Source organism: Pseudomonas baetica, assembly GCF_051216495.1.
Lineage (GTDB): Bacteria > Pseudomonadota > Gammaproteobacteria > Pseudomonadales > Pseudomonadaceae > Aquipseudomonas > Aquipseudomonas baetica_B.
In genome coordinates this window covers 1-19,631 of the sequence record NZ_JBPKAM010000110.1, presented here as the reverse complement: position 1 = coordinate 19,631, position 19,631 = coordinate 1, and the positions used below count along the sequence as shown (strand labels likewise).

Below are 19,631 nucleotides of genomic sequence, written 5' to 3'. Positions count from 1 at the left end.
GGCTCGCTCCCACAGTTGAAATGCATTCCATTGTGGGAGCGAGCCTGCTCGCGAAGCTTTTAGCGCCTGTAAGCGGACCCGGTATGTTGCTCAGGCAAATACGCCCCTTCGCGAAACAGCTTTTCCCGCAAGCTGCCATCGTCGTAAGCGGTCTTGTACGACCCACGCCGCTGTAGCTCCGGAATTACCAGCTCAATGAAATCCACATAGCTTTCCGGCGTGACGACGCGCGTCAGGTTGAAGCCATCGAGGCCCGTTTCGGCGATCCACGATTCCAGTTCATCCGCCACTTGTTCAGGCGAGCCGACCACCGTGATGTAGCGCCCGCCGAGGGCGTGCTGGTCGAGCAGTTTGCGGCGGGTCCAGTCGTTGTTTTGCAGGTGCTTGGTGGCGGATTGGATGGCGTTGCTCTTCACGTACTGGATCGGTTCGTCGATCTCGTATTGGGAAAAATCGATGCCGGTGGACGCCGAGAAATGCGCCACGCCCGCTTCCGCGCTGGCGTAGCTGCGGTATTCGGCGTGCTTCTGCCAGGCCAGCTCTTCGGTGGCGCCAACAATCACGTTCAGGCCCATGAACACCTTGATGTCTTCGGGATTGCGTCCGGCCTCCACGGCGCTGGCGCGCACCTTATCCACCTGCACCTTGGTCGACGGTTTGTTCTGGCCGCTGATGAACACGCACTCGGCGTGGCGCCCGGCGAACAGCAAGCCGCGATCGGAAGCGCCAGCCTGGAACAGCACCGGCGTGCGTTGCGGTGACGGCTCGCACAGGTGATAGCCGTCGACCTGGTAGAACTCGCCCTTGTGCTCGACCCTGTGCACTTTCTCCGGTTGCGCGTAGATGCGTTGCTGCGGATCGTTGAGCACAGCGCCGTTTTCCCAGCTGCCTTCCCAGAGTTTGTAGAGCACTTCCAGGTATTCGTCGGCCTGGTCGTAGCGGCGGTCGTGCTCGACCTGTTCGCTCAGACCCATGGCCTTGGCGGCGCTGTCGAGGTAGCCGGTGACGATGTTCCAGCCCACCCGGCCACGGCTCAGATGATCGAGGGTCGACATCCGTCGGGCGAACAGATACGGCGGCTCGTAGGTGAGGTTGGCGGTCAGGCCAAAGCCGAGGTTTTTGGTGACGGCCGCCATGGCCGAGACCAGCAGCAACGGGTCGTTGACCGGCAGCTGGATCGATTCCTTCAGCGGCACGTCCACCGAGTTCTGGTACACGTCATAGACGCCAACGATGTCGGCGATGAACAGGCCGTCGAACAGCCCGCGCTCCAGCAACTGCGCCAGTTCGGTCCAGTACTCGATCGTCTTGTATTGGGTCGAGTTGTCTCGTGGATGGGTCCACAGGCCATGGTTGATGTGCCCGATGCAGTTCATGTTGAACGCGTTGAGCAGGATCTTCTTTTTCGCGGCAGCCATCAGATAGTCCCCCGCAGTGGCGGGTTTTCATCATTGAGGTAGTAATTGCCGACGGCGTGATACTTCCAACGCACCGGGTCGTGCAGGGTGTGTACCCGAGCGTTGCGCCAGTGGCGATCAAGACCGTGTTCGCGCAGGGTCGCCTGGCTGCCGGCCAGTTCGAACAGCGTGGTGCCGGCGGCGAGGGAAATCTCGGTGCTGATGGCCCGGGCTTCGGCGACGGCAATCGACGCGGCGGCGACGGTCTCGGCGTTGGTGTTCGCCTGGGCCTTGTCGAGGAATTCACCGGCGCGCTCCAGCAGTGCTTCGGTGGCGTGCAGGCGAATGCTCAAGTGGCCGAAGCTCTTGAGGGTCAGCGGATCTTCAGTGGCGGTGTCGTGTGTGGCGTCGATCCATGCCCGGGTCTTGGTGCGCACGAAGTGCAGCGCATCTTCATAGGCGGCGCGGGCGATGCCGGTGTCGATGGCGGCGTGGAGAATCTGTGCCAGCGGACCGACCGGGGTCGGGCGCTCGAAAGCGGTCTGGAACGGGATCACGTCTTCGGCGGCCACGAACACATCTTCGAACACCACTGAGCCACTACCAGTGGTGCGCTGGCCGAAGCCGCTCCAGTCGTCGATCACCGTCAGGCCTTTGCTGTCGCGGGGGACGAAGGCCAGTTGCTGCACGCCGTTTTCATCGATCACCGAGGTCGGGATGCGTTGGGCATAAATCGCGCCGGTGGCGTAGAACTTGCGGCCGTTGATGCGATAGCCATGGCCGTCGCGAGTCAGGCGGGTGACGCGATCGTGAGCGGTCTTGGTGCCCAGTTCAGCCAGCGCATTGCCGAAGCGCTGGCCGGCCAATACTTCGGCGTACAGGCGTTTTTTCTGCTCTTCGCTGCCGTTCACCCGCAGCACTTCAAGGGCATAAAAATGATTCTGCGGGATCTGCCCTAACGAGCCGTCGGCCTGGGCAATCAAGGCAATGACCTTGGCCAGCGTGACGTTGGAAACTCCGGCGCCACCGTACTCCTTGGGCACGCTGATGCCCCACAGGCCCGAGCGGGAAAACACTTCCAGCTCCGGATGCGGTAAACGGCGTTCGCGGTCACGCAGGGCGCTGTCGCGTTTGAAATCTTCGGCCAGGTCGCTGGCGACAATCAGGGCTTGCTCATCGCTGGTGATGACCGCGACGTGTTGAGAAAGAGTCATTAGCTTCTCCAGATGTCTGGTCGTCAGATCCAGGAATGGCGAGCCGGCAAAGTGCCGTTCAAGTGATAAGCGCCGACCGCGTGATATTTCCAGCGCACCGGGTCGTGCAACGTGTGCACCCGGGCGTTGCGCCAGTGGCGGTCAAGGTTGAATTCGGCGAGGGTGGCGCGGCTGCCGGCCAGCTCGAAAAGCTTTTCGCTGGCCAGCAACGAGATTTCGGTGGTCAGCACTTTCGCTTCGGCTACCGCAATCGAAGCGCGGGCGGCGGACTCGGCGGTCAGTGGCGCGGCGTGCACCTGGTCCAGCACTTGTCCGGCCTTGCGCAGCAGGGCTTCGGCGGCGTGCAGTTCGATTTTCAGCTTGCCGATGTCAGCGATCACGTACAGGTCATCGCTGGCTCGTTCGACGTTGGCGTCGATCCACGGCCGCGCGCGGTTTTTCACGAACTCGATGGCGTCGTCGATGGCGCCCTGGGCGATGCCGGCGTCAATGGCCGCTTGAATCAGCTGCGAGACGGCGCCTTGGGTGTTGGGCTTGTCGTTGATTTTCCAGTTATCAACCACCAGCTCGGCGTCGACCCGTACGTTGTTGAGCAGGATCGTGCCACTGGCGGTGGTGCGCTGGCCGAAGCCGGACCAGTCATCGACGATCCGCAGCCCCGGTGTGCCGCGACGCACGAAGGCCAGCACTTGCTTGCCGTCGTCGTTGAGCGCCTTGACTGCCACCCAATGGGCGAACAGCGCACCGGTGGAATAAAATTTCTGTCCGTTGAGCACAAAGCCGTCGTCGTCGGCGGTGATGCGTGCCTTGAGCTCAAGAGTGTTTTTGGTGCCGCGTTCAGGTCCGGCATTACCGATACGCCAGCCTTCGAGCACGCTTTTGAACAGCTGTTTTTTCTGCGCTTCGGTGGCGCTGCCAAGTACCAGATTCAGGATGCCGAACTGGTTTTGCGGGATCTGGCCGAGTGCCGGGTCGGCAGCGGAAATGATCGCAAAGACTTCGGCCAAGGTGACGAAAGAGACCTGTGGGCCACCGTACTCGCGGGGGATACCGATGCTGCCGAGACCGCTGCGGGTGAACTGCTCGATTTCCGACCATGGCAGCTTGCGCTGCTGGTCGCGTTTGGCCGCTTGCAGACGAGCCACTTGCGCCAGTTCATGGGCGGCCTTGATGGCCTGTGCGTCGTTGCGCAGTACTTGCGCGGGCAACAACAACGGGGCGATATCCAGATCACTCTGGACGATTGCATCTGCCAGACTGGACATCAGTGCCGCTCCTTGGCTGCACGCAATGCCCTGGCGATCTGCACTGGGGTGATTGTGTTCCGGACCATACCTACCTCACATCTTATGGACACGCCGCGGTGCGGCGAATGAAAAAAGGATGTCCGGTGGTCCGGTGTATATACCCTAAGCGTTTATAAAAAACTTATGAACTAACTTTTAGGAATATACATAGAAGTGTGTCTCTTCGAACTGTCCGCTAGGAAACACTTGTTTCTGTAGCAACAATTCACTGTCCAATTCGGCTTTTTGTAGGAGCGAGCTTGCTCGCGATGTTCGCCAACGATTACGCGTATTGGCTGGCTACACGCGGCGGATTTGAGTCCATCGCGAGCAAGCTCGCTCCTACAGTTGGGCGCGGGATTTGAGGCAGGAGTTGGCACAACCAATCCTCAGCGTCCGCGCCGGCGCCCAGCGCGAGTTGTTCCCTACACGATCGAGGATGCAGTAAGTCACCTCCAGCCTAAGGTCTTCGCCAGCTTCAACAATGATCGCTGGTGGCACCCAGACCTGGATCGGCTGGCCCACATCGCTGGTCTTGAGCGCAGGCAGATCCATGCGTGCATCGCCCCAGCGCAGGGTGATTTCGTCGTCCGCCGCCATGTTCAGGTAGGGCTCGATGGTCAGGGGCACGCCACGTTTGATCTGGTTCGGATTGAGGCCATGACGGCGTATCGTTTCGGGGATGCTGACAGGGGCCAGGCTCTGGTTTTCGTCACCGCACCATTCGGACGGCTGGCCTCCGGGACAATCGATTTTGATCTGTACACGCCTGGTGGCCGATATCGCTGGCCCTTGACCGACCTGCATGACCCGATAGTGGATGCGCGAGGTGCCGTTGGTCACGAAGCTCTCGGGTACTCGCAGTTGAACGGATTCACCGACATCAGTGGCTGTCAGCACCCGGGAGGCGACGTAACAGTTGTCCCAGAACAGTTCGATCAAGTCCCCCTTATCCATCGCGGGATAGGGCGGTACGTCGATCAGCAGGTGCGCAGCGCAGGTGATGTTGATGCCGGTCTTGTGCGATTGCGCCAGGGCCGGGGCCGCAAGCCCGGTTTGGTTCGAGGTGCTAGTCATGGGAGTCTCCTTGAAGTCTTGCAGCGAATTCCATTTCTTAAAAACATGAAGTTCGAATAGCAAAAACTGTTCATTACTTTGAGTTGAAATAATGAGTTGGCGTAATAGCTGACGCCGATTGGAGGCTAGATAAGTGTGCGCTTGAATAAGAGTCAATAGAGTTGGTTAGTTAATCTCCAGAATAAGGTTTTTTCAGAAAGCTCCTACGCATTGGAGTTAATAAACTCTATCGAAGCGTCGAAATTGACCATGTATGCGCGCAGGTTTCTGGATTAGTGCAGGGTTTATGGGCTTTGGGCGGTGGGGGTATAAGGTTGGAATTTGTTGGGCGTTATATATATGTACCGCGCGCGCTGACAAATGTGGGTTATTGTGTGTGCGGTTTAATTGTGCGGGAATGGCGTTTCGGGAGGGGGTGTAACTTCCATCCATGGAAGCTCACAGTTTTTGCGGGAGTGTTTTAATTGTGCGAGTTGTTCAGAAACTTGCTGAGGAACTGTTTCGTACGTTCTTCTTTAGGGTTGGCAAACAACGCCTTGGCTTCGCCTTGTTCGACGATCACGCCCTTGTCGAAAAACACCACGCGATTGGCCACGTCGCGGGCAAACGCCATTTCGTGGGTCACGATGACCATGGTGCGCTTTTCTTCGGCCAGGCCGCGGATGGTCGCCAGCACTTCCCCCACAAGTTCAGGGTCAAGGGCTGAAGTCGGCTCGTCGAACAGAATCACTTCCGGCTCCATCGCCAATGCGCGGGCAATCGCCACGCGTTGTTGCTGACCGCCGGAGAGACGACGCGGGTAAGCGTCTTCCTTGCCCGCCAGGCCGACCTTGGCCAACAGTTTCTTTGCCAGGGAAATGGCATCGTCGCGGGGGATCTTCTTGACGATGATCGGACCTTCGATGACGTTTTCCAGGGCGGTGCGATGGGGGAACAGGTTGAAGTTCTGGAACACGAAACCCACGTGCTGGCGCAAACTGCGCACCAGGCTTTGCTGCTGGTTCAGCGGGCGGCTGGTATCGATCTCGATATCGCCGACCTTGATCCGGCCACTGGAGGGTTCTTCCAGGAAGTTCAGGCAACGCAGGAACGTGGTCTTGCCCGAGCCGCTGGGCCCGATGATCGCCACGACCTCACCTTCCTTCACTTGCAGATCGATGCCGTTGAGCACGACTTGACCCTTGAACTGCTTTGTCAGTTTTTCCACGACAATCATGGGGTCAGGACTCCTGATCGTGCCGATTGACCCGGGCTTCCAACTGGTTCTGCAGGTGCGACAGCACCGTGGCCAGGACCCAGTAGATCAGCGCGGCGGCAAGGTACATGGTGAACACTTCGAAGGTGCGGGCAGTGATCAGCTGCGCCTGGCGGAACAGCTCCGGCACTTGGATGGTGGCTGCCAGCGCGGTGTCCTTGACCAGCGAAATGAAGCTGTTGCCCAGCGGTGGCAATGCAGTGCGCATCGCCTGCGGCAGGATGGCCCGGCGCAGGGTCTGCGCGCGGGTCATGCCGATGCTGGCAGCGGCTTCCCACTGGCCGCGCTCGATCGAGCCGATCGCGGCACGCAGGATTTCACAGGCATAGGCCGCCATGTTCAGTGAGAAGCCGATCAGGGCCGCCGGCAGCGGATCGAGTTCCATACCCAATTGAGGCAAGCCGTAATAGATCACGAACAGTTGCACCAGCAACGGCGTGCCGCGAAAGAACGACACGTAGATGCGGGCGATCCAGCTCACCAGCTTGAAGCGTGACAGGCGCATCAGTGCCAGGCCGAAGCCCAGCACGAGGCCAAAGAACATCCCGCCCAAGCTCAAGATGACGGTGTAGTACGCACCCTTGAGCAGAAACGGCAGGGAGTCCAGTGCGAGTTGAAAAGCTTCTTCCATTATTGAGTGACGTCAGCGCTGAAGTATTTTTCCGAAAGCTTTTTCAGCGTACCGTCAGCGCGCAGCTTGTCGATGGCTTTGTTCACAGCTGCCAGCAGTTCAGGCTCGCCTTTGCGCAGGGCAATGCCGGCTTCCTGACGGGAGAACGCATCACCGGCGGCGGTGGTGTCCTTGGCTTTCTTGGCGTATTCCAGGGCGGCCAGACGGTCGATCAGGATCGCGTCGATGCGGCCGACACGCAGGTCCTGGAACTTGGTCGGATCATCTTCGTAGGTACGAACGTCAGCCTTTGGCACATTCTCTTTAACCCACTGTTCGTAATTGGTGCCCAGGCCTACGCCAACTTTCTTGCCCGACAGGTCTGCAGCGGACTTGATGTTCAGCTCGGCGGCTTTCTTCGTCAGCACCAGCGCCTGAATCCCGGAAACGGTGTACGGCTCAGAGAAGTCATACTTCTTCTTGCGCTCTTCGGAGATGGTCACCTGGTTGATCACGGCGTCCAGGCGCTTGGATTCCAGTGCCGCGAGGATGCCGTCCCATTTGGTCGGTTGCAGTTTGACCTTCACGCCCAGCTCTTTGGCCAGGGCTTCGGAGAATTCCACTTCGAAGCCGGTCAGCTTGCCGTCGGCGTCGACGAAACTGAACGGTGGATAAGTGCCTTCCAGGCCGACGTTGATCACGCCTTTGTCCTTGATTTGTTGCAGCTGCTCACCGGCAACCGCTTGGCCGATCAGACCAGCGCTCAGTGCCAGGCCCAGCGAACCCACCAGCAGATTGCGACGTAGTGCGGAAAAATTCATGACAAGCCCCTGTGTTTTCTTATGGAAGACGCTTCTAAAAAGATTGGCGAAATCGGGAGTTGAACGACAGCGCTATCCTGCCTTAAAGCAGCGTATGCGTCTCTCGGGAAATTCGCCTGCCGCGTGACTATATGATGGCGTTTTTAGATTAGAAAATAATAATTTCTATTTTTGTTATTCGTTTAACGAATAAAGCTTTCAACTGTGGGAGCGAGCCTGCTCGCGAAGAACGTCCAGACAGCGCGGGGGTTCAGGTTGCCAGCGTTATCGTTGACGACCATCGCGAGCAGGCCCGCTCCTACAGGAAGTCTTTGTAGGCAAACAACGCCGGCGCCCCACCGGTGTGCAGGAAAATGATCGGACCGTCATCGAAGCGCTGACGACCGATCCCATCCAGCAATCCCGCCATGGCTTTGCCAGTGTAGACCGGGTCAAGCAGCAGGCCTTCCTGGCTCGCCACCAGTTTCACCGCGGCAAGCGTTCCGGCATTCGGCTCGCCATAGCGCGGCGCGAAATACTCGTCCCAAAGTTCGACCTTGAAGCTGTCCGGCAACGACATGCCCAGCAACTCGGCGGTGCGTTCAGCCAAGCCTTGTACCTTCGGAAACTGATCTTCCTCGCTGCGCGACACCGTGACGCCGATCACCGGCAGCTCCGGCAGGGCTTCGCTCAGCGCCAGTGCCAGGCCGCTGTGGGTACCGGCGCTGCCCGAAGCGAGGACGACAGCGGCAAAATTCAGCCCGGTGTCTTTGATCTGCTCGGCCAGTTCCAGCCCGGCACGTACGTAACCCAGTGCGCCCAATGCGTTGGAGCCACCAATCGGCACCAGATACGGTTTCTTGCCGTTGCTGCGCAGACGAGCCGCCAGTGCCTGCAACTGTTCGTCAGCGTTGTCGAGATTTTCTACCAGCTCGACCTTGGCATCGAACAGGCCCAACAGCAGCCGGTTGCCGTTGCCGACGTAGTTGGCGTCATCGGTGCCCAAGGGATTTTCCAGCAGGGCGACACAACCCAGGCCAAGTTTTGCGGCAATGGCCGCGGTCTGGCGCACGTGGTTGGATTGAATCGCACCGGCGGTGATCAAGGTGTCGGCGCCCTGTGCCAAGGCATCGGCGGCCAGGTATTCGAGTTTGCGCAGCTTGTTGCCGCCCATGGCCAATGGCGTCAGGTCGTCGCGTTTGACGTACACATCGCGGCCCAGCCAGGTCGACAGGCGTTCGAGTTTTTCCAGGGCGGTCGGCTGAGTGAGCAGGTCGAGGCGGTTAAAGCGGGCAAGCTGTTGTTTGATCATGAGTCCGTACTGGCGGTGAATGACCAAAGGACTATAGGCACGGCTAAAAGCCGGGGCAACCGTCAATCGCTTATAGCCAATGGTTCTTGCTACAGCACAATTGGTTCTTAATTTCGCTCGCAGGCCTTGCCGTAAAGTAATCGCCGTCAGCGCGGCCAGACAGTCCGGTCGCCCGTGAGGAGTTTTTACCGTGAGTGAGCGTTCCAGCCATTGGCAATTGCAGACCATCGTCAGCCAGCTGCGCACCGCGCGTGAACAGTGGCGTGCGCAGAACGGCCGCGCCAGCACCGAGCAAGGCGGTCGCGAATTGCCGTCCCGCGCGGCCATGGCAGAGATTCTCGAAGCATTGTGTGGTGCGCTGTTCCCCATGCGCCTGGGCCCGGTGGATCTGCGCGAGGAGAGTGAAGACTTCTATGTCGGCCATACCCTCGATGTGGCGCTGAATGCGCTGCTCGCCCAGGCCCGACTCGAATTGCGCTACGCCGCGCGCCACAGCGCCCAGGCTGACACCGAGATCGAAGCCAAGACCATCCAGATCATTCAGGACTTTGCCCTCGCTCTTCCGGGCCTGCGCAGTCTGTTGGACACCGATGTACTGGCGGCTTACCACGGTGACCCGGCGGCGCGCAGCGTCGATGAAGTGCTGCTGTGCTATCCGGGCATTCTGGCGGTGATTCACCATCGCCTGGCCCACCATTTGTATCGTGCCGGATTGCCGTTGCTGGCGCGGATCAGCGCGGAAATCGCCCACTCGGCCACCGGCATCGACATTCACCCCGGTGCGCAGATCGGCCGCAGCTTCTTCATCGACCACGGGACTGGCGTGGTGATCGGCGAGACGGCAATCATTGGCGAGCGGGTGCGGATTTATCAGGCCGTGACCCTGGGCGCCAAGCGTTTCCCGGCGGACGAAGACGGTCAGTTGCAAAAGGGCCAGCCGCGCCATCCGATCGTCGAAGATGATGTGGTGATTTATGCCGGCGCGACGATTCTGGGGCGCATCACCATCGGCAAGGGCTCGACCATTGGCGGCAACGTCTGGCTGACCCGGAGCGTGCCGGCGGGCAGCAACCTGACTCAGGCGAGCTTGCAGCTGGATGATGGGGCGCAGAAGTAAGTTTTTGAATCTCCTTCGGCCGGTCTGGCCTCTTCGCGAGCAGGCTCGCTCCCACAGGGTGTGTGCGTCGGTCACAAATCCACTGTGGGAGCGAGCCTGCTCGCGAAGCTTCTAAATCCTTCATGTTTCCTTCCTTGAGCTGGAGTACAACCGGTACCGCCCAGCCCTGCGATTAGTCCTTAGCCCCCTATCCATGTTTAACTTGAACGTTCATTCAAGTTAAACCGGTGGTTCGCCGCCCGCTCACAACAGGAGGCTTGCCTTTGCTGAGTCCGATTTTTACAGCCACGTTTTACCGCTTCGAGGTGCACCCTGCATGAGTGCATCGTCCCTTCCTTCCAGCGGCCAGGTCCGCATGAATCCCCCCGTGTTCTGGTTCGCTGCGAGTTTCATTTTGTTGTTCGGCGTGGTGGTCATGGCCATGCCCGAGCAGGCCGGCGCCTGGCTGCTGGCGGCGCAAAACTGGGCGGCCAACACGGTCGGCTGGTATTACATGTTGGCGATGACCTTGTATCTGGTCTTCGTGGTGGTCACCGCGTTATCGGGCTACGGCAAGATCAAACTCGGTGCCGACCACGACGAGCCCGAATTCAGTTACCTGTCCTGGGCCGGCATGCTGTTCGCCGCAGGAATCAGCATCACCCTGTTTTTCTTCTGCGTGTCAGAACCGCTGACCCATATGATCCAGCCGCCCCAAGGCGAGGCGGGCACGGCGGATGCGGCGCGGCAGGCGATGCAGATTCTGTTTCTACACTGGGGCCTGCATGGCTGGGGCGTGTTTGCCTTTGTCGGCATGGCGCTGGCTTATTTCGCTTACCGGCACAACTTGCCGCTGGCCCTGCGTTCGGCGCTATACCCTCTGATCGGCAAGCGCATCAACGGCCCCATCGGTTATGCAGTGGACGGCTTCGGCATCATCGCCACGGTATTCGGCCTCGGCGCCGACATGGGCTTTGGCGTGTTGCACCTCAATTCGGGGCTGGACTACCTGTTCGGCATCGCTCACACCCAGTGGATTCAGGTCGGCCTGATCACGTTGATGATGGGCGCGGCGATCATCGTGGCCGTATCCGGCGTCGATAAGGGCGTGCGGGTGATGTCCGATATCAACATGCTGCTGGCGTGCGCGCTGTTGCTGTTTGTGTTGTTCGCCGGGCCTACGCAGCACTTGCTCAACACCTTGATCCAGAACCTCGGCGATTACCTCGGTGCTTTGCCGATGAAGAGTTTCGACCTGTACGCCTACGACAAACCCAGTGACTGGCTGGGCGGTTGGACGGTGTTCTACTGGGCCTGGTGGATTGCGTGGTCGCCGTTCGTAGGATTGTTCATCGCGCGGATTTCCCGTGGCCGGACCATCCGCGAATTCGTCTTCGGCGTGCTGCTGATTCCCCTCGGTTTTACCTTGGCGTGGATGTCGATTTTCGGCAACAGCGCCATCGACCAAGTGCTCAACCACGGCATGTCAGCGTTGGGCATGTCGGCCCTCGACAACCCATCGATGAGCCTTTACCTGCTGCTGGAAACCTATCCATGGAGTAAAACCGTCATTGCGGTCACGGTGTTCATCAGCTTCGTGTTCTTCGTCACCTCCGCCGACTCCGGCACCGTGGTGCTGTCGACGCTGTCCGCCAGGGGCGGTGGCCCGGATGAAGACGGACCGAAATGGTTGCGGGTGTTCTGGGGCGCGATGACCGCGCTGGTGACCAGTGCGCTGTTGTTCTCCGGCAGCATCGATGCGCTCAAGTCGGCGGTGGTCCTGACGTCGCTGCCGTTCTCGTTGATTTTGCTGACGATGATGTGGGGGCTGCACAAGGCGTTCTATCTGGAGTCGCAAAAGCAGATTGCGCAGATGCATTCTCTGGCACCGGTGTCCGGCGCACGGCGCGGTGGCTGGCGCCAGCGCTTGAGTCAGGCGGTGCATTTCCCGTCACGGGACGAGGTCTATCGCTTCCTTGATACGACGGTACGACCGGCCATCGAAGAAGTGTCGGCGGTGTTCATCGAAAAGGGCCTCAGCGTCGTCACTCACCCCGAGCCGGTCAATGACTGCGTCAGCCTGGAGATCGGGCACGGCGATCAGCATCCGTTTATCTATCAGGTGCAGATGCGTGGCTATTTCACGCCGTCGTTCGCCCGTGGTGGCATGGGCTCCAAGCAACTCAACAATCGCCGTTACTACCGGGCTGAAGTGCATTTGAGCGAGGGGAGCCAGGACTACGATCTGGTGGGTTACACCCGGGAGCAGGTGATCAACGACATTCTTGATCAGTACGAGCGGCACATGCAGTTCTTGCATCTGGTGCGTTAATCGCGCCGTTACGTCTCGGTGGTCAGCACCATGAACAACACCAGCGCTGCCACCGGGATTCCGAACACGGCGCTGCCCACTGCCAACTCCGTGCTCAATGGCTGGCCGGCATGCACCATGCCGACCGCGCCGTTGATCAACGTCAGCGCCAGCCACAGCCCGACAAAGCCGTACGCGAGGGTCTGGCGGGTGAAGCCGATTTTTTCGCCGATGTAGAGCATCAGGGCGAGGAGTATCAGGCCGAAGGTGATGATGATGGTGGTGTGCATGGTGGGTTTTACCCTGCAGAATTTATTGCCATTGAGACCGCTATCGCGAGCAAGCTCGCTCCTACAAGGATCTCCGCAGTCCCTGTAGGAGCGAGCTTGCTCGCGATTGGGGGCACTGCGGTTTCAATCTGAGCATAGTCAGACCAACCCACCATTGACCCGCAAAATCTGCCCATTGACCCAAGCCGACTCCGGCCCGGCCAAAAACGACACAACCCGAGAGATATCTTCCGGCTGACCCAACCGTTCCAGCGGCGCCATTTTGGCGAAATTCTGGATCTGCTCCTCGCTCTTGCCATGCATGAACAGCTCAGTCGCCACCGGCCCCGGCGCCACGGCATTGACCGTGATGTTGCGCCCGCGCATTTCCTTGGCGAACACCTGGGTCAGGGACTCCACCGCGGCTTTGCTGGCGATGTACACGGCATAGCCCGGCAGGTTCAGGCCGACGGTGCTGCTGGAAAAGTTGATGATGCGCCCGCCGCTGTTCAGGCGTGTGGCGGCTTCACGCAGGGTATTGAAGGTGCCGCGAGCGTGAATATTGAAAGTCTGCTCGAACAGTTCGTCACTGTGTTGCGCCAGCGGCAGGACCTTGAGAATGCCGGCGTTGTTGACCAGCACATCGACCTTGCCCAATTGCGCTTCGGCTTCGTCGAACATCCGGCTCACGTCATCGGCATTGGCCACGTCAGCCTTGATCGCTATGGCTTGATGCCCCGCCTGACGCAATTGCACCACGAGCTTCGAGGCTTCGCTGGCGCTGTTGGCGTAGTTGATGGCAACGGCGAAACCTTCGCCGGCCAGCTGTTTGGCAATGACCGCGCCAATGCCGCGGGAGGCGCCGGTCACGAGAGCAACTTTCGACGTTTGGTTAGTCATGTCGGTGATCCTGTGGTGTGGGTGTGAGGCCAATTTCACATGTTTACCCAAGCCGATAAATGCAGCAGAGTTGGCTTGACTGTTCAAGAATCGCCAACAATCGAGGAGCCCGCCTTGGATCAGGTCAAAGCGATGAAAGTGTTCGTGCGGATCTACGAGCGCAGCAGCTTCACGCTGGCGGCTGAAGATCTGGGCTTGCCGCGTGCAACGCTGACTCACACCCTGAACCAGTTCGAAGCCTGGCTCGGTACGCGCTTGCTGGAGCGCAGCACGCGCAAGGTGCGTCCGACGCTGGATGGCGAGGCGTACTACCAACGTTGTGTGCAATTGCTGGCAGAGCTGGAAGAAGCCGAACTGGCATTTCGCAGCGTGGCGCCGAAAGGGCGGTTACGAGTAGATGTGCATGGCACCCTGGCCAGGCACTTCGTGATCCCGGCCTTGCCGCAATTCATGGCGCGCTACCCGGACATCGAACTGTCCATCAGCGAGGCCGACAGGCTGGTCGACCTGATTGCCGAAGGTGTCGATTGCGTACTGCGCGCCGGCACCTTGAGCGACTCAGCGTTGATCGGAAAACGTGTCGCCAGCCTGCGCCAGATCACCTGCGCGAGCCCCGTCTATCTGCGCCAATACGGCGAACCGAAAAGCCTCGACGACCTGAAAAACCATCGCGCCGTGAATTACGTTTCACGCACTACAGCCAAGCTGTTCCCCTTCGAATTCATGGTCGATGGCGAACTCAGGGAAGTGGCCATCGAAGGCGCCGTTTCGGTGTTCGGCGCCGAAATCTACGCCGCCTCGGCCATCGCCGGCCTGGGCCTGATCCAATGCCCGCACTACCGCATGGAAACGCAAATCGCCCAAGGTTTGATCAAGGAAATCCTCCTCGACACACCACCGCCACCGATGCCGGTCTCGGTGTTGTATCCCCACAATCGACACATGTCGCCACGGGTTCGGGTGTTTGTGGATTGGTTGGGGGAGGTGTTTGCGGATGCCGTTTGAACATGAGCGGATGATTTTTGTGAAACGTTTCAGCAGTTAATCGAATCAGGGGTTTTTTGGCGTTTGTCTGGGCGTATGCTGGGCGACTGGCGAAGCAGTCGAGACCAGATTCAAGACAGACAAGAGAGGATTCGATGACTTACACCGCTGCCGAAAACCGCTATGACTCCATCCCTTACCGCCGCGTGGGACGCAGCGGTTTGGTGCTGCCGGCATTGTCCCTGGGCCTGTGGCACAACTTCGGCGACAGCACGCCGATCGACACCCAGCGCGCGCTGTTGCGTACGGCGTTCGACCTGGGGATCAACCATTTCGACCTGGCCAACAACTATGGCCCGCCTTACGGCAGCGCCGAGATCAACTTCGGTCGATTGCTGCGTGAAGATTTCAAGCAGTACCGCGACGAGCTGATCATCTCCAGCAAAGCCGGCTGGGACATGTGGCCCGGTCCTTACGGCCAGGGCGGAGGCTCGCGCAAGTACGTGCTGGCCAGCCTCGACCAAAGCCTGCAACGTCTGGGTGTGGATTACGTGGATATTTTCTACTCCCACCGTTTCGACCCGGACACGCCGCTGGAAGAAACCGCCGGCGCCCTGGCCACAGCGGTGCAGCAGGGCAAGGCGTTGTACATCGGCATCTCGTCTTACTCGGGCGTGAAAACCCGTGAGATGGCCGCATTGCTCAAAGAGTGGAAAGTCCCGCTGTTGATTCACCAACCGGCTTACAACCTGCTCAACCGTTGGGTGGAAAAAGACCTGCTGGATACCACCGATGAACTCGGCACTGGCGTGATTGCTTTCACGCCGCTGGCGCAGGGCTTGCTGACGGACAAGTACCTCAACGGCGTGCCGGCGGATGCGCGGGTCAATCGTCCGGGCGGTGGTTCGTTGCAGGCAGCGCATTTGTCCGAGGCCAACATCGCGCAAGTGCGTGCTTTGAACGAGATCGCCAAACGACGGGGTCAGAGCCTGGCACAACTGGCGCTGGCCTGGACCCTGCGTGATCCGCGGGTGACGTCGGCGCTGATTGGCGCGAGCCGGCCGGAGCAGATTATCGAGAACGTCGGGGCGTTGAAGAACTTGAACTTCAGCGTGGAGGAATTGGCGGAGATTGACCGGTTTGCCCAGGAAGGTGGGATCAATCTTTGGGAGAAGCCTTCGACGGCGGAGTAAGTGCAGGGCGCTGGTGTATGCGTCGCTTGTCCCGGCCTATTCGCGAGCAGGCTCGCTCCCACACTGATCTGTGGCGCAACGAAGATCTACTGTGGGAGCGAGCCTGCTCGCGATGGGGCCATCAGAATCAGTGCAAAACGAAATGATCAACGAAAAAACGGCACATCCCCCAACACCGTAGCCCGCTGCATCACCCGCCGTGCCGGCCGATAATCATCCACCGCGTAATGCTGCGTCACGCGGTTGTCCCAGAACGCGATGTCGTCTTTCTGCCAGCGCCAGCGAATGGTGAATTCGGGGCGTGTGGCGTGGGCGAACAGGAACTTCAGAATCGCCTCGCTCTCGGTTTCCGACAGTTCGTTGATCTTCGACGTGAAGCCTTCATTGACGAACAGCGAGCGGCGCCCGCTCACCGGATGTGTGCGGATCACCGGGTGCGACAGCGGCGGGTTCTTGCGTCGCGCCTCTTCCCATTGGGTCAGTGCCTCGGGCGTGTTGCCATAGCGTTCCAGAGGAAACGAACGGGTGAAATCGTGGGTGGCGGTCAGCCCTTCGAGCAGGTTTTTCATCGGCGCTGATAAGGCTTCGTACGCTGCGATGCCACTGGCCCACAACGTGTCGCCGCCAAATTCCGGCAGCAGTTTAGCGCTGAGCACCGCGCCCATGGCCGGGGTCGGCAGGAAGGTCACATCGGTGTGCCAGATCGCGTTGTCGCGCACGTCGGTGACGGCGGTATCGAGGATCAGTACTTCCGGTTGTTCAGGCACATTCGGGTAGATCGGGTGAATGTGCAGATCGCCGAAATTGGCGGCAAAGCGTGCTTGTTGCTGCGGCGTGATTGGCTGGTCGCGGAAGAACAGCACCTGGTGTTTGAGCAGCGCCTGCTCGATGGCGTCGCGCTGTTCCACGTTCAGCGGCTGACTGATGTCGATGCCACTGATTTGCGCGCCGAGGGCGGAGCTTAAAGGGACGATGGTCAGTTGGCTCATGGTCGTTCTCTTAAAATCGGGGGTGTCGACTGTGGGAGCGAGCCTGCTCGCGAAAGCGGTATGTCAGTCACTGCAATGTCGCCTGACACCCTGCATTCGCGAGCAGGCTCGCTCCCACAGGTTTTTTCACATGACTAATATTCAGTGAGCCTGGCCGTGCCACGGCACCAGTTTGCGTTGCAGGGCGCGCAGGCCCATTTCCATGGCGAAAGCGATCAGCGCGATCACCAGAATCCCCAGCACCACCACATCGGTGACCAGGAACTGCGCGGCGGACTGCACCATGAACCCCAAACCGCTGGTGGCGGCGATTAGTTCGGCGGCCACGAGAGTCGACCAACCGACACCCAGACCAATACGCACGCCAGTCAAGATGTCCGGCAAGGCACTCGGCAGAATCACATGGCGAATCAACTGCGACCGCGTCGCGCCCAGCGACTGCGCTGCGCGCAACTTGGCAGGGTCAACGGTGCGCACGCCGGTGGCGGTGGCGATGGCGATCGGGGCGAAAATCGCCAGGTAGATCAGCAGGACTTTCGACAGCTCGCCGATACCGCACCAGATCACGATCAGTGGCAGATAAGCCAGCGGTGGAATCGGGCGGTAGAACTCGATCAGTGGATCAAGCACGCCACGGGCAATGCGGTTGGCGCCTATGGCAATCCCCACCGGTACGGCTGTCAGCACTGCAAAGCCTAATCCCAGGCCGATGCGGCTGAGGCTCGCGCCCAGGTGCTGCCACAGGGTCGAATCCATGTAGCCGCTGGTCGCCAGCAGCCAGCCTTTTTGCACCACGGCGGAGGGTGGGGGCAGGAATAGCGGCTCGATCAAACCGCTTGCTGTTACGGCCCACCAGATTGCAATGAGCGCGATCAGTGTCAACACGCTGATCCAACGGGTACTCAGGCTGCGACGGACCGGAACGACCGTTGAACCCGGTTTGACAGCAAGCGCCGGGATTTCATAACTGCTCATGCGCGCTCCTGCCGCTGGGCGGCGCTACGTTGGGAGAACACTTTGGCGAGTACGTGTTCGCGGGTTTCGATGAAGCGTGGGTCGGATTTGATCGAGCGTGCCGACTCACCGGCGGCGTATCGTTGACCGAAATCAAGGTGCAGGCGCTCGACGATTTGCCCCGGATTCGGCGCCAGCAAAATCAGGTCGGTGGCGAGGAATACCGCTTCTTCAATGTCGTGGGTGATCAGGAATACCGGCTTGGCGGTACGGCGCCAGACTTGCAGAAGCAGCTCCTGCATCTGTTCGCGGGTGAACGCGTCGAGTGCACCGAAAGGTTCGTCCATCAGCAACACGCGTGGGTCGGCGGCGAGGGCGCGGGCCAACCCGACACGCTGTTTCTGGCCGCCAGAGAGTTGCCAGATCCGGCGGTTCTCAAATCCCGAAAGGTCCACCAGCGCGAGCATTTCACGGGCGCGCAGTTCGCGTTTTTCCTTTGCGATACCGGCCAGTTCCAGGCCGAAGCCGACGTTGGCCAGCACGTCCTGCCAGGGCAGCAGAGCGTCATCCTGAAACACCACGCCGCGTTCGGCGCTCGGGCCTTTGACCGGCACGCCATCAAGGGTAATGCGCCCGGCACTGGGCTCGACGAAACCGGCAATCAGGTTCAACAGCGAAGTCTTGCCACTGCCGGATGGGCCGAGGGCTACCAGCAATTGTTGGGGCCCAAGGCTCAGGGAAATATCCGCCAGCACAGGTGTAGGGCTGCCGGGGTACTGTGCGCTGATGCGCTCCAGTTGTAGCAAGGCCATCGCAATGAACTCCCGATCAGTTGGTGATGAACTTGGCGCTGACGTACGGCGCGTAGTCCGGCAGTACGGCTTCGACCTTGCCTTGCTCCTTGAGGAACACAGCGGTGTCGGTGATGGCCTTGGTGGTTGGCGCGCCGAGGGTGACCACTTGATCAGCCGCCAACGGGTAGACGTTGCCTTGCAGCAGCAGCGGAATGTCGCTGGCCTTGGCCCCTGACAGTTTTACAAGCTTGTCGACGTTGCTTTGGTTGGCGAGCCAGGCTTGCGGATCCTTGCGGTAATCGGCATAGGCATCCAAGGTCACTTTGGCGAACGCAGTGACGATTTCCGGGTGTTTCTCGGCGAAGTCCTTGCGCACGATCCAGGCATCGAAGGTCGGCGCGCCGAACTTGGCCAGTTCGCCGGAAGTGATCAGCACCTTGCCGTTTTCCTTGGCCACGCCCAGTGCCGGGTCCCACACGTAGGTGGCGTCGATGTCACCGCGCTTCCACGCGGCGATGATGGCGGGCGGAGCGAGGTTGAGCACGGTGACTTTCGACGGATCAATGTTCCAGTGTTTCAGCGCAGCCAGCAGGCTGTAGTGGCCGGTGGACACGAAAGGCACGGCGATTTTCTTGCCGATCAGGTCTTGCGGGGTCTTGATCCCGGAACCGTCGCGGGCGACCAGGGCTTCGGCAGCGCCGATCTGGGTGGCGATCAGGAAGGTTTCCACCGGGACTTTGCGGGTGATTGCAGCGGTCAGTGGGCTGGAACCGAGGTAGCCGATCTGCACGTCGCCGGAGGCGATGGCGGCGATGATGTCGGCGCCGTTATCGAACTTGCGCCAGTTGATATCGGCCTTGGTGGCTTTTTCGTAGGCGCCGTCGGCCTGGGCGACTTTCGCCGGGTCAACGGTGGTCTGGTAGGCGACGGTGACGTCAGCCGCCTGGGCAAACATACTCGCCGCCGCCAAAGACGCGGCCGCCAGCAAGCGAAGAGGGAAAGTCAGTTTCATCGGAAAGCTCCTTGTCAGGCGACCGAGAGTCGGCGTGAAAAGGAGACTAAATGATATAAGAATTCGAAAATAAATAACTTTTTCGAATTAGCTTATGAGCGGAAAATTCTAAGGCACATTGCTGCACGGCCTTCGCGAGCAGGCTCGCTCCCACAAGGAGCACCGCAAAACCTGTGGG

General features: G+C 59.9%; 18 protein-coding genes. 4 read left to right on the top strand and 14 right to left on the bottom strand.

Going from position 1 to position 19,631, the window contains the following annotated elements; all coding sequences use genetic code 11:
• Positions 1-59 precede the first annotated feature (59 nt).
• The 8 genes from ACSFE6_RS26715 to ACSFE6_RS26680 all read right to left on the bottom strand — a co-directional run bounded on the left by ACSFE6_RS26715 (position 60) and on the right by ACSFE6_RS26680 (position 8,951).
• On the bottom strand, positions 60-1,418 hold the full coding sequence (locus ACSFE6_RS26715; RefSeq protein WP_435430398.1) for an LLM class flavin-dependent oxidoreductase: 1,359 nt from the start codon (positions 1,416-1,418) through the stop codon (positions 60-62).
• Positions 1,418-2,611, bottom strand: coding sequence for an SfnB family sulfur acquisition oxidoreductase (locus ACSFE6_RS26710; RefSeq protein ID WP_435430397.1), 1,194 nt, complete (start codon positions 2,609-2,611; stop codon positions 1,418-1,420). Before ACSFE6_RS26710 ends, ACSFE6_RS26715 begins: the two co-directional genes overlap by 1 nt.
• 23 nt (positions 2,612-2,634) lie before the next feature.
• The gene (locus ACSFE6_RS26705) at positions 2,635-3,876 is read right to left on the bottom strand and encodes an SfnB family sulfur acquisition oxidoreductase (RefSeq protein WP_435430396.1); all 1,242 of its coding nucleotides are present in this window, start codon (positions 3,874-3,876) and stop codon (positions 2,635-2,637) included.
• Between the two features lie 363 nt (positions 3,877-4,239).
• Positions 4,240-4,974: a hypothetical protein gene (locus tag ACSFE6_RS26700; RefSeq protein ID WP_435430395.1), complete on the bottom strand. Its 735-nt coding sequence runs from the start codon at positions 4,972-4,974 to the stop codon at positions 4,240-4,242.
• 460 nt (positions 4,975-5,434) lie between these two features.
• Positions 5,435-6,190, bottom strand: coding sequence for an L-cystine ABC transporter ATP-binding protein TcyN (gene tcyN, locus ACSFE6_RS26695; protein WP_435430394.1), 756 nt, complete (start codon positions 6,188-6,190; stop codon positions 5,435-5,437).
• A 4-nt stretch (positions 6,191-6,194) separates the two neighbouring features.
• Positions 6,195-6,860: a cystine ABC transporter permease gene (tcyL, locus tag ACSFE6_RS26690; protein ID WP_435430393.1), complete on the bottom strand. Its 666-nt coding sequence runs from the start codon at positions 6,858-6,860 to the stop codon at positions 6,195-6,197.
• Positions 6,860-7,660: a cystine ABC transporter substrate-binding protein gene (gene tcyJ, locus ACSFE6_RS26685; protein WP_435430392.1), complete on the bottom strand. Its 801-nt coding sequence runs from the start codon at positions 7,658-7,660 to the stop codon at positions 6,860-6,862. The genes tcyL and tcyJ overlap by 1 nt, the downstream gene beginning before the upstream one ends.
• A 298-nt stretch (positions 7,661-7,958) precedes the next feature.
• Positions 7,959-8,951, bottom strand: coding sequence for a D-cysteine desulfhydrase (locus tag ACSFE6_RS26680; protein WP_435430391.1), 993 nt, complete (start codon positions 8,949-8,951; stop codon positions 7,959-7,961).
• Between the two features lie 190 nt (positions 8,952-9,141).
• Between ACSFE6_RS26680 and epsC the strand changes: the two genes are divergently transcribed.
• Positions 9,142-10,068 (top strand): serine O-acetyltransferase EpsC, encoded by a 927-nt coding sequence (gene epsC / locus ACSFE6_RS26675; RefSeq protein ID WP_435430390.1) that lies wholly within the window; start codon positions 9,142-9,144, stop codon positions 10,066-10,068.
• Between the two features lie 355 nt (positions 10,069-10,423).
• Positions 10,424-12,379: a choline transporter BetT gene (gene betT / locus ACSFE6_RS26670; RefSeq protein ID WP_435430399.1), complete on the top strand. Its 1,956-nt coding sequence runs from the start codon at positions 10,424-10,426 to the stop codon at positions 12,377-12,379.
• Between the two features lie 8 nt (positions 12,380-12,387).
• Here the strand turns inward: betT and ACSFE6_RS26665 are convergent, their stop codons facing one another.
• Positions 12,388-12,648, bottom strand: coding sequence for a hypothetical protein (locus ACSFE6_RS26665; protein WP_435430389.1), 261 nt, complete (start codon positions 12,646-12,648; stop codon positions 12,388-12,390).
• Positions 12,649-12,786: 138 nt separating this feature from the next.
• The gene (locus ACSFE6_RS26660; RefSeq protein WP_435430388.1) at positions 12,787-13,527 is read right to left on the bottom strand and encodes an SDR family oxidoreductase; all 741 of its coding nucleotides are present in this window, start codon (positions 13,525-13,527) and stop codon (positions 12,787-12,789) included.
• Between the two features lie 114 nt (positions 13,528-13,641).
• On the opposite strand from ACSFE6_RS26660, the gene ACSFE6_RS26655 reads away from it, so the two are divergent.
• Together ACSFE6_RS26655 and mgrA are read left to right on the top strand one after the other, a co-directional pair.
• A complete protein-coding gene (locus tag ACSFE6_RS26655) occupies positions 13,642-14,532 on the top strand; it encodes a LysR family transcriptional regulator (protein ID WP_435430387.1) in 891 nt (296 codons plus the stop codon).
• Positions 14,533-14,666: 134 nt separating this feature from the next.
• Positions 14,667-15,704, top strand: a complete 1,038-nt coding sequence (mgrA, locus tag ACSFE6_RS26650; RefSeq protein ID WP_435430386.1) for an L-glyceraldehyde 3-phosphate reductase — start codon at positions 14,667-14,669, stop codon at positions 15,702-15,704.
• A 146-nt stretch (positions 15,705-15,850) separates the two neighbouring features.
• Here mgrA and tauD read toward each other — a convergent pair whose 3' ends face one another.
• From tauD to tauA, 4 genes are all read right to left on the bottom strand, one after another.
• Complete coding sequence (tauD, locus tag ACSFE6_RS26645) at positions 15,851-16,693, bottom strand: taurine dioxygenase (protein WP_435430385.1); 843 nt, start codon at positions 16,691-16,693, stop codon at positions 15,851-15,853.
• 141 nt (positions 16,694-16,834) lie between these two features.
• Positions 16,835-17,668: a taurine ABC transporter permease TauC gene (gene tauC, locus ACSFE6_RS26640; protein ID WP_435430384.1), complete on the bottom strand. Its 834-nt coding sequence runs from the start codon at positions 17,666-17,668 to the stop codon at positions 16,835-16,837.
• Positions 17,665-18,459, bottom strand: coding sequence for a taurine ABC transporter ATP-binding subunit (tauB, locus tag ACSFE6_RS26635; protein ID WP_435430383.1), 795 nt, complete (start codon positions 18,457-18,459; stop codon positions 17,665-17,667). The genes tauC and tauB overlap by 4 nt, the downstream gene beginning before the upstream one ends.
• Positions 18,460-18,475: 16 nt before the next feature.
• On the bottom strand, positions 18,476-19,453 hold the full coding sequence (gene tauA, locus ACSFE6_RS26630) for a taurine ABC transporter substrate-binding protein (RefSeq protein ID WP_435430382.1): 978 nt from the start codon (positions 19,451-19,453) through the stop codon (positions 18,476-18,478).
• Positions 19,454-19,631: the final 178 nt, after the last annotated feature.

Coding starts and splice junctions, on each gene's coding strand:
- ACSFE6_RS26700 (WP_435430395.1), bottom strand. CDS start 4,974: ATGACTAGCACCTCGAACCAAACCGGGCTTGCGGCCCCGGCCCTGGCG.
- mgrA (WP_435430386.1), top strand. CDS start 14,667: ATGACTTACACCGCTGCCGAAAACCGCTATGACTCCATCCCTTACCGC.
- tauB (WP_435430383.1), bottom strand. CDS start 18,459: ATGGCCTTGCTACAACTGGAGCGCATCAGCGCACAGTACCCCGGCAGC.
- tauD (WP_435430385.1), bottom strand. CDS start 16,693: ATGAGCCAACTGACCATCGTCCCTTTAAGCTCCGCCCTCGGCGCGCAA.
- ACSFE6_RS26665 (WP_435430389.1), bottom strand. CDS start 12,648: ATGCACACCACCATCATCATCACCTTCGGCCTGATACTCCTCGCCCTG.
- tcyN (WP_435430394.1), bottom strand. CDS start 6,190: ATGATTGTCGTGGAAAAACTGACAAAGCAGTTCAAGGGTCAAGTCGTG.
- ACSFE6_RS26715 (WP_435430398.1), bottom strand. CDS start 1,418: ATGGCTGCCGCGAAAAAGAAGATCCTGCTCAACGCGTTCAACATGAAC.
- ACSFE6_RS26680 (WP_435430391.1), bottom strand. CDS start 8,951: ATGATCAAACAACAGCTTGCCCGCTTTAACCGCCTCGACCTGCTCACT.
- tauA (WP_435430382.1), bottom strand. CDS start 19,453: ATGAAACTGACTTTCCCTCTTCGCTTGCTGGCGGCCGCGTCTTTGGCG.
- ACSFE6_RS26710 (WP_435430397.1), bottom strand. CDS start 2,611: ATGACTCTTTCTCAACACGTCGCGGTCATCACCAGCGATGAGCAAGCC.
- tauC (WP_435430384.1), bottom strand. CDS start 17,668: ATGAGCAGTTATGAAATCCCGGCGCTTGCTGTCAAACCGGGTTCAACG.
- ACSFE6_RS26705 (WP_435430396.1), bottom strand. CDS start 3,876: ATGTCCAGTCTGGCAGATGCAATCGTCCAGAGTGATCTGGATATCGCC.
- betT (WP_435430399.1), top strand. CDS start 10,424: ATGAATCCCCCCGTGTTCTGGTTCGCTGCGAGTTTCATTTTGTTGTTC.
- tcyJ (WP_435430392.1), bottom strand. CDS start 7,660: ATGAATTTTTCCGCACTACGTCGCAATCTGCTGGTGGGTTCGCTGGGC.
- tcyL (WP_435430393.1), bottom strand. CDS start 6,860: ATGGAAGAAGCTTTTCAACTCGCACTGGACTCCCTGCCGTTTCTGCTC.
- ACSFE6_RS26660 (WP_435430388.1), bottom strand. CDS start 13,527: ATGACTAACCAAACGTCGAAAGTTGCTCTCGTGACCGGCGCCTCCCGC.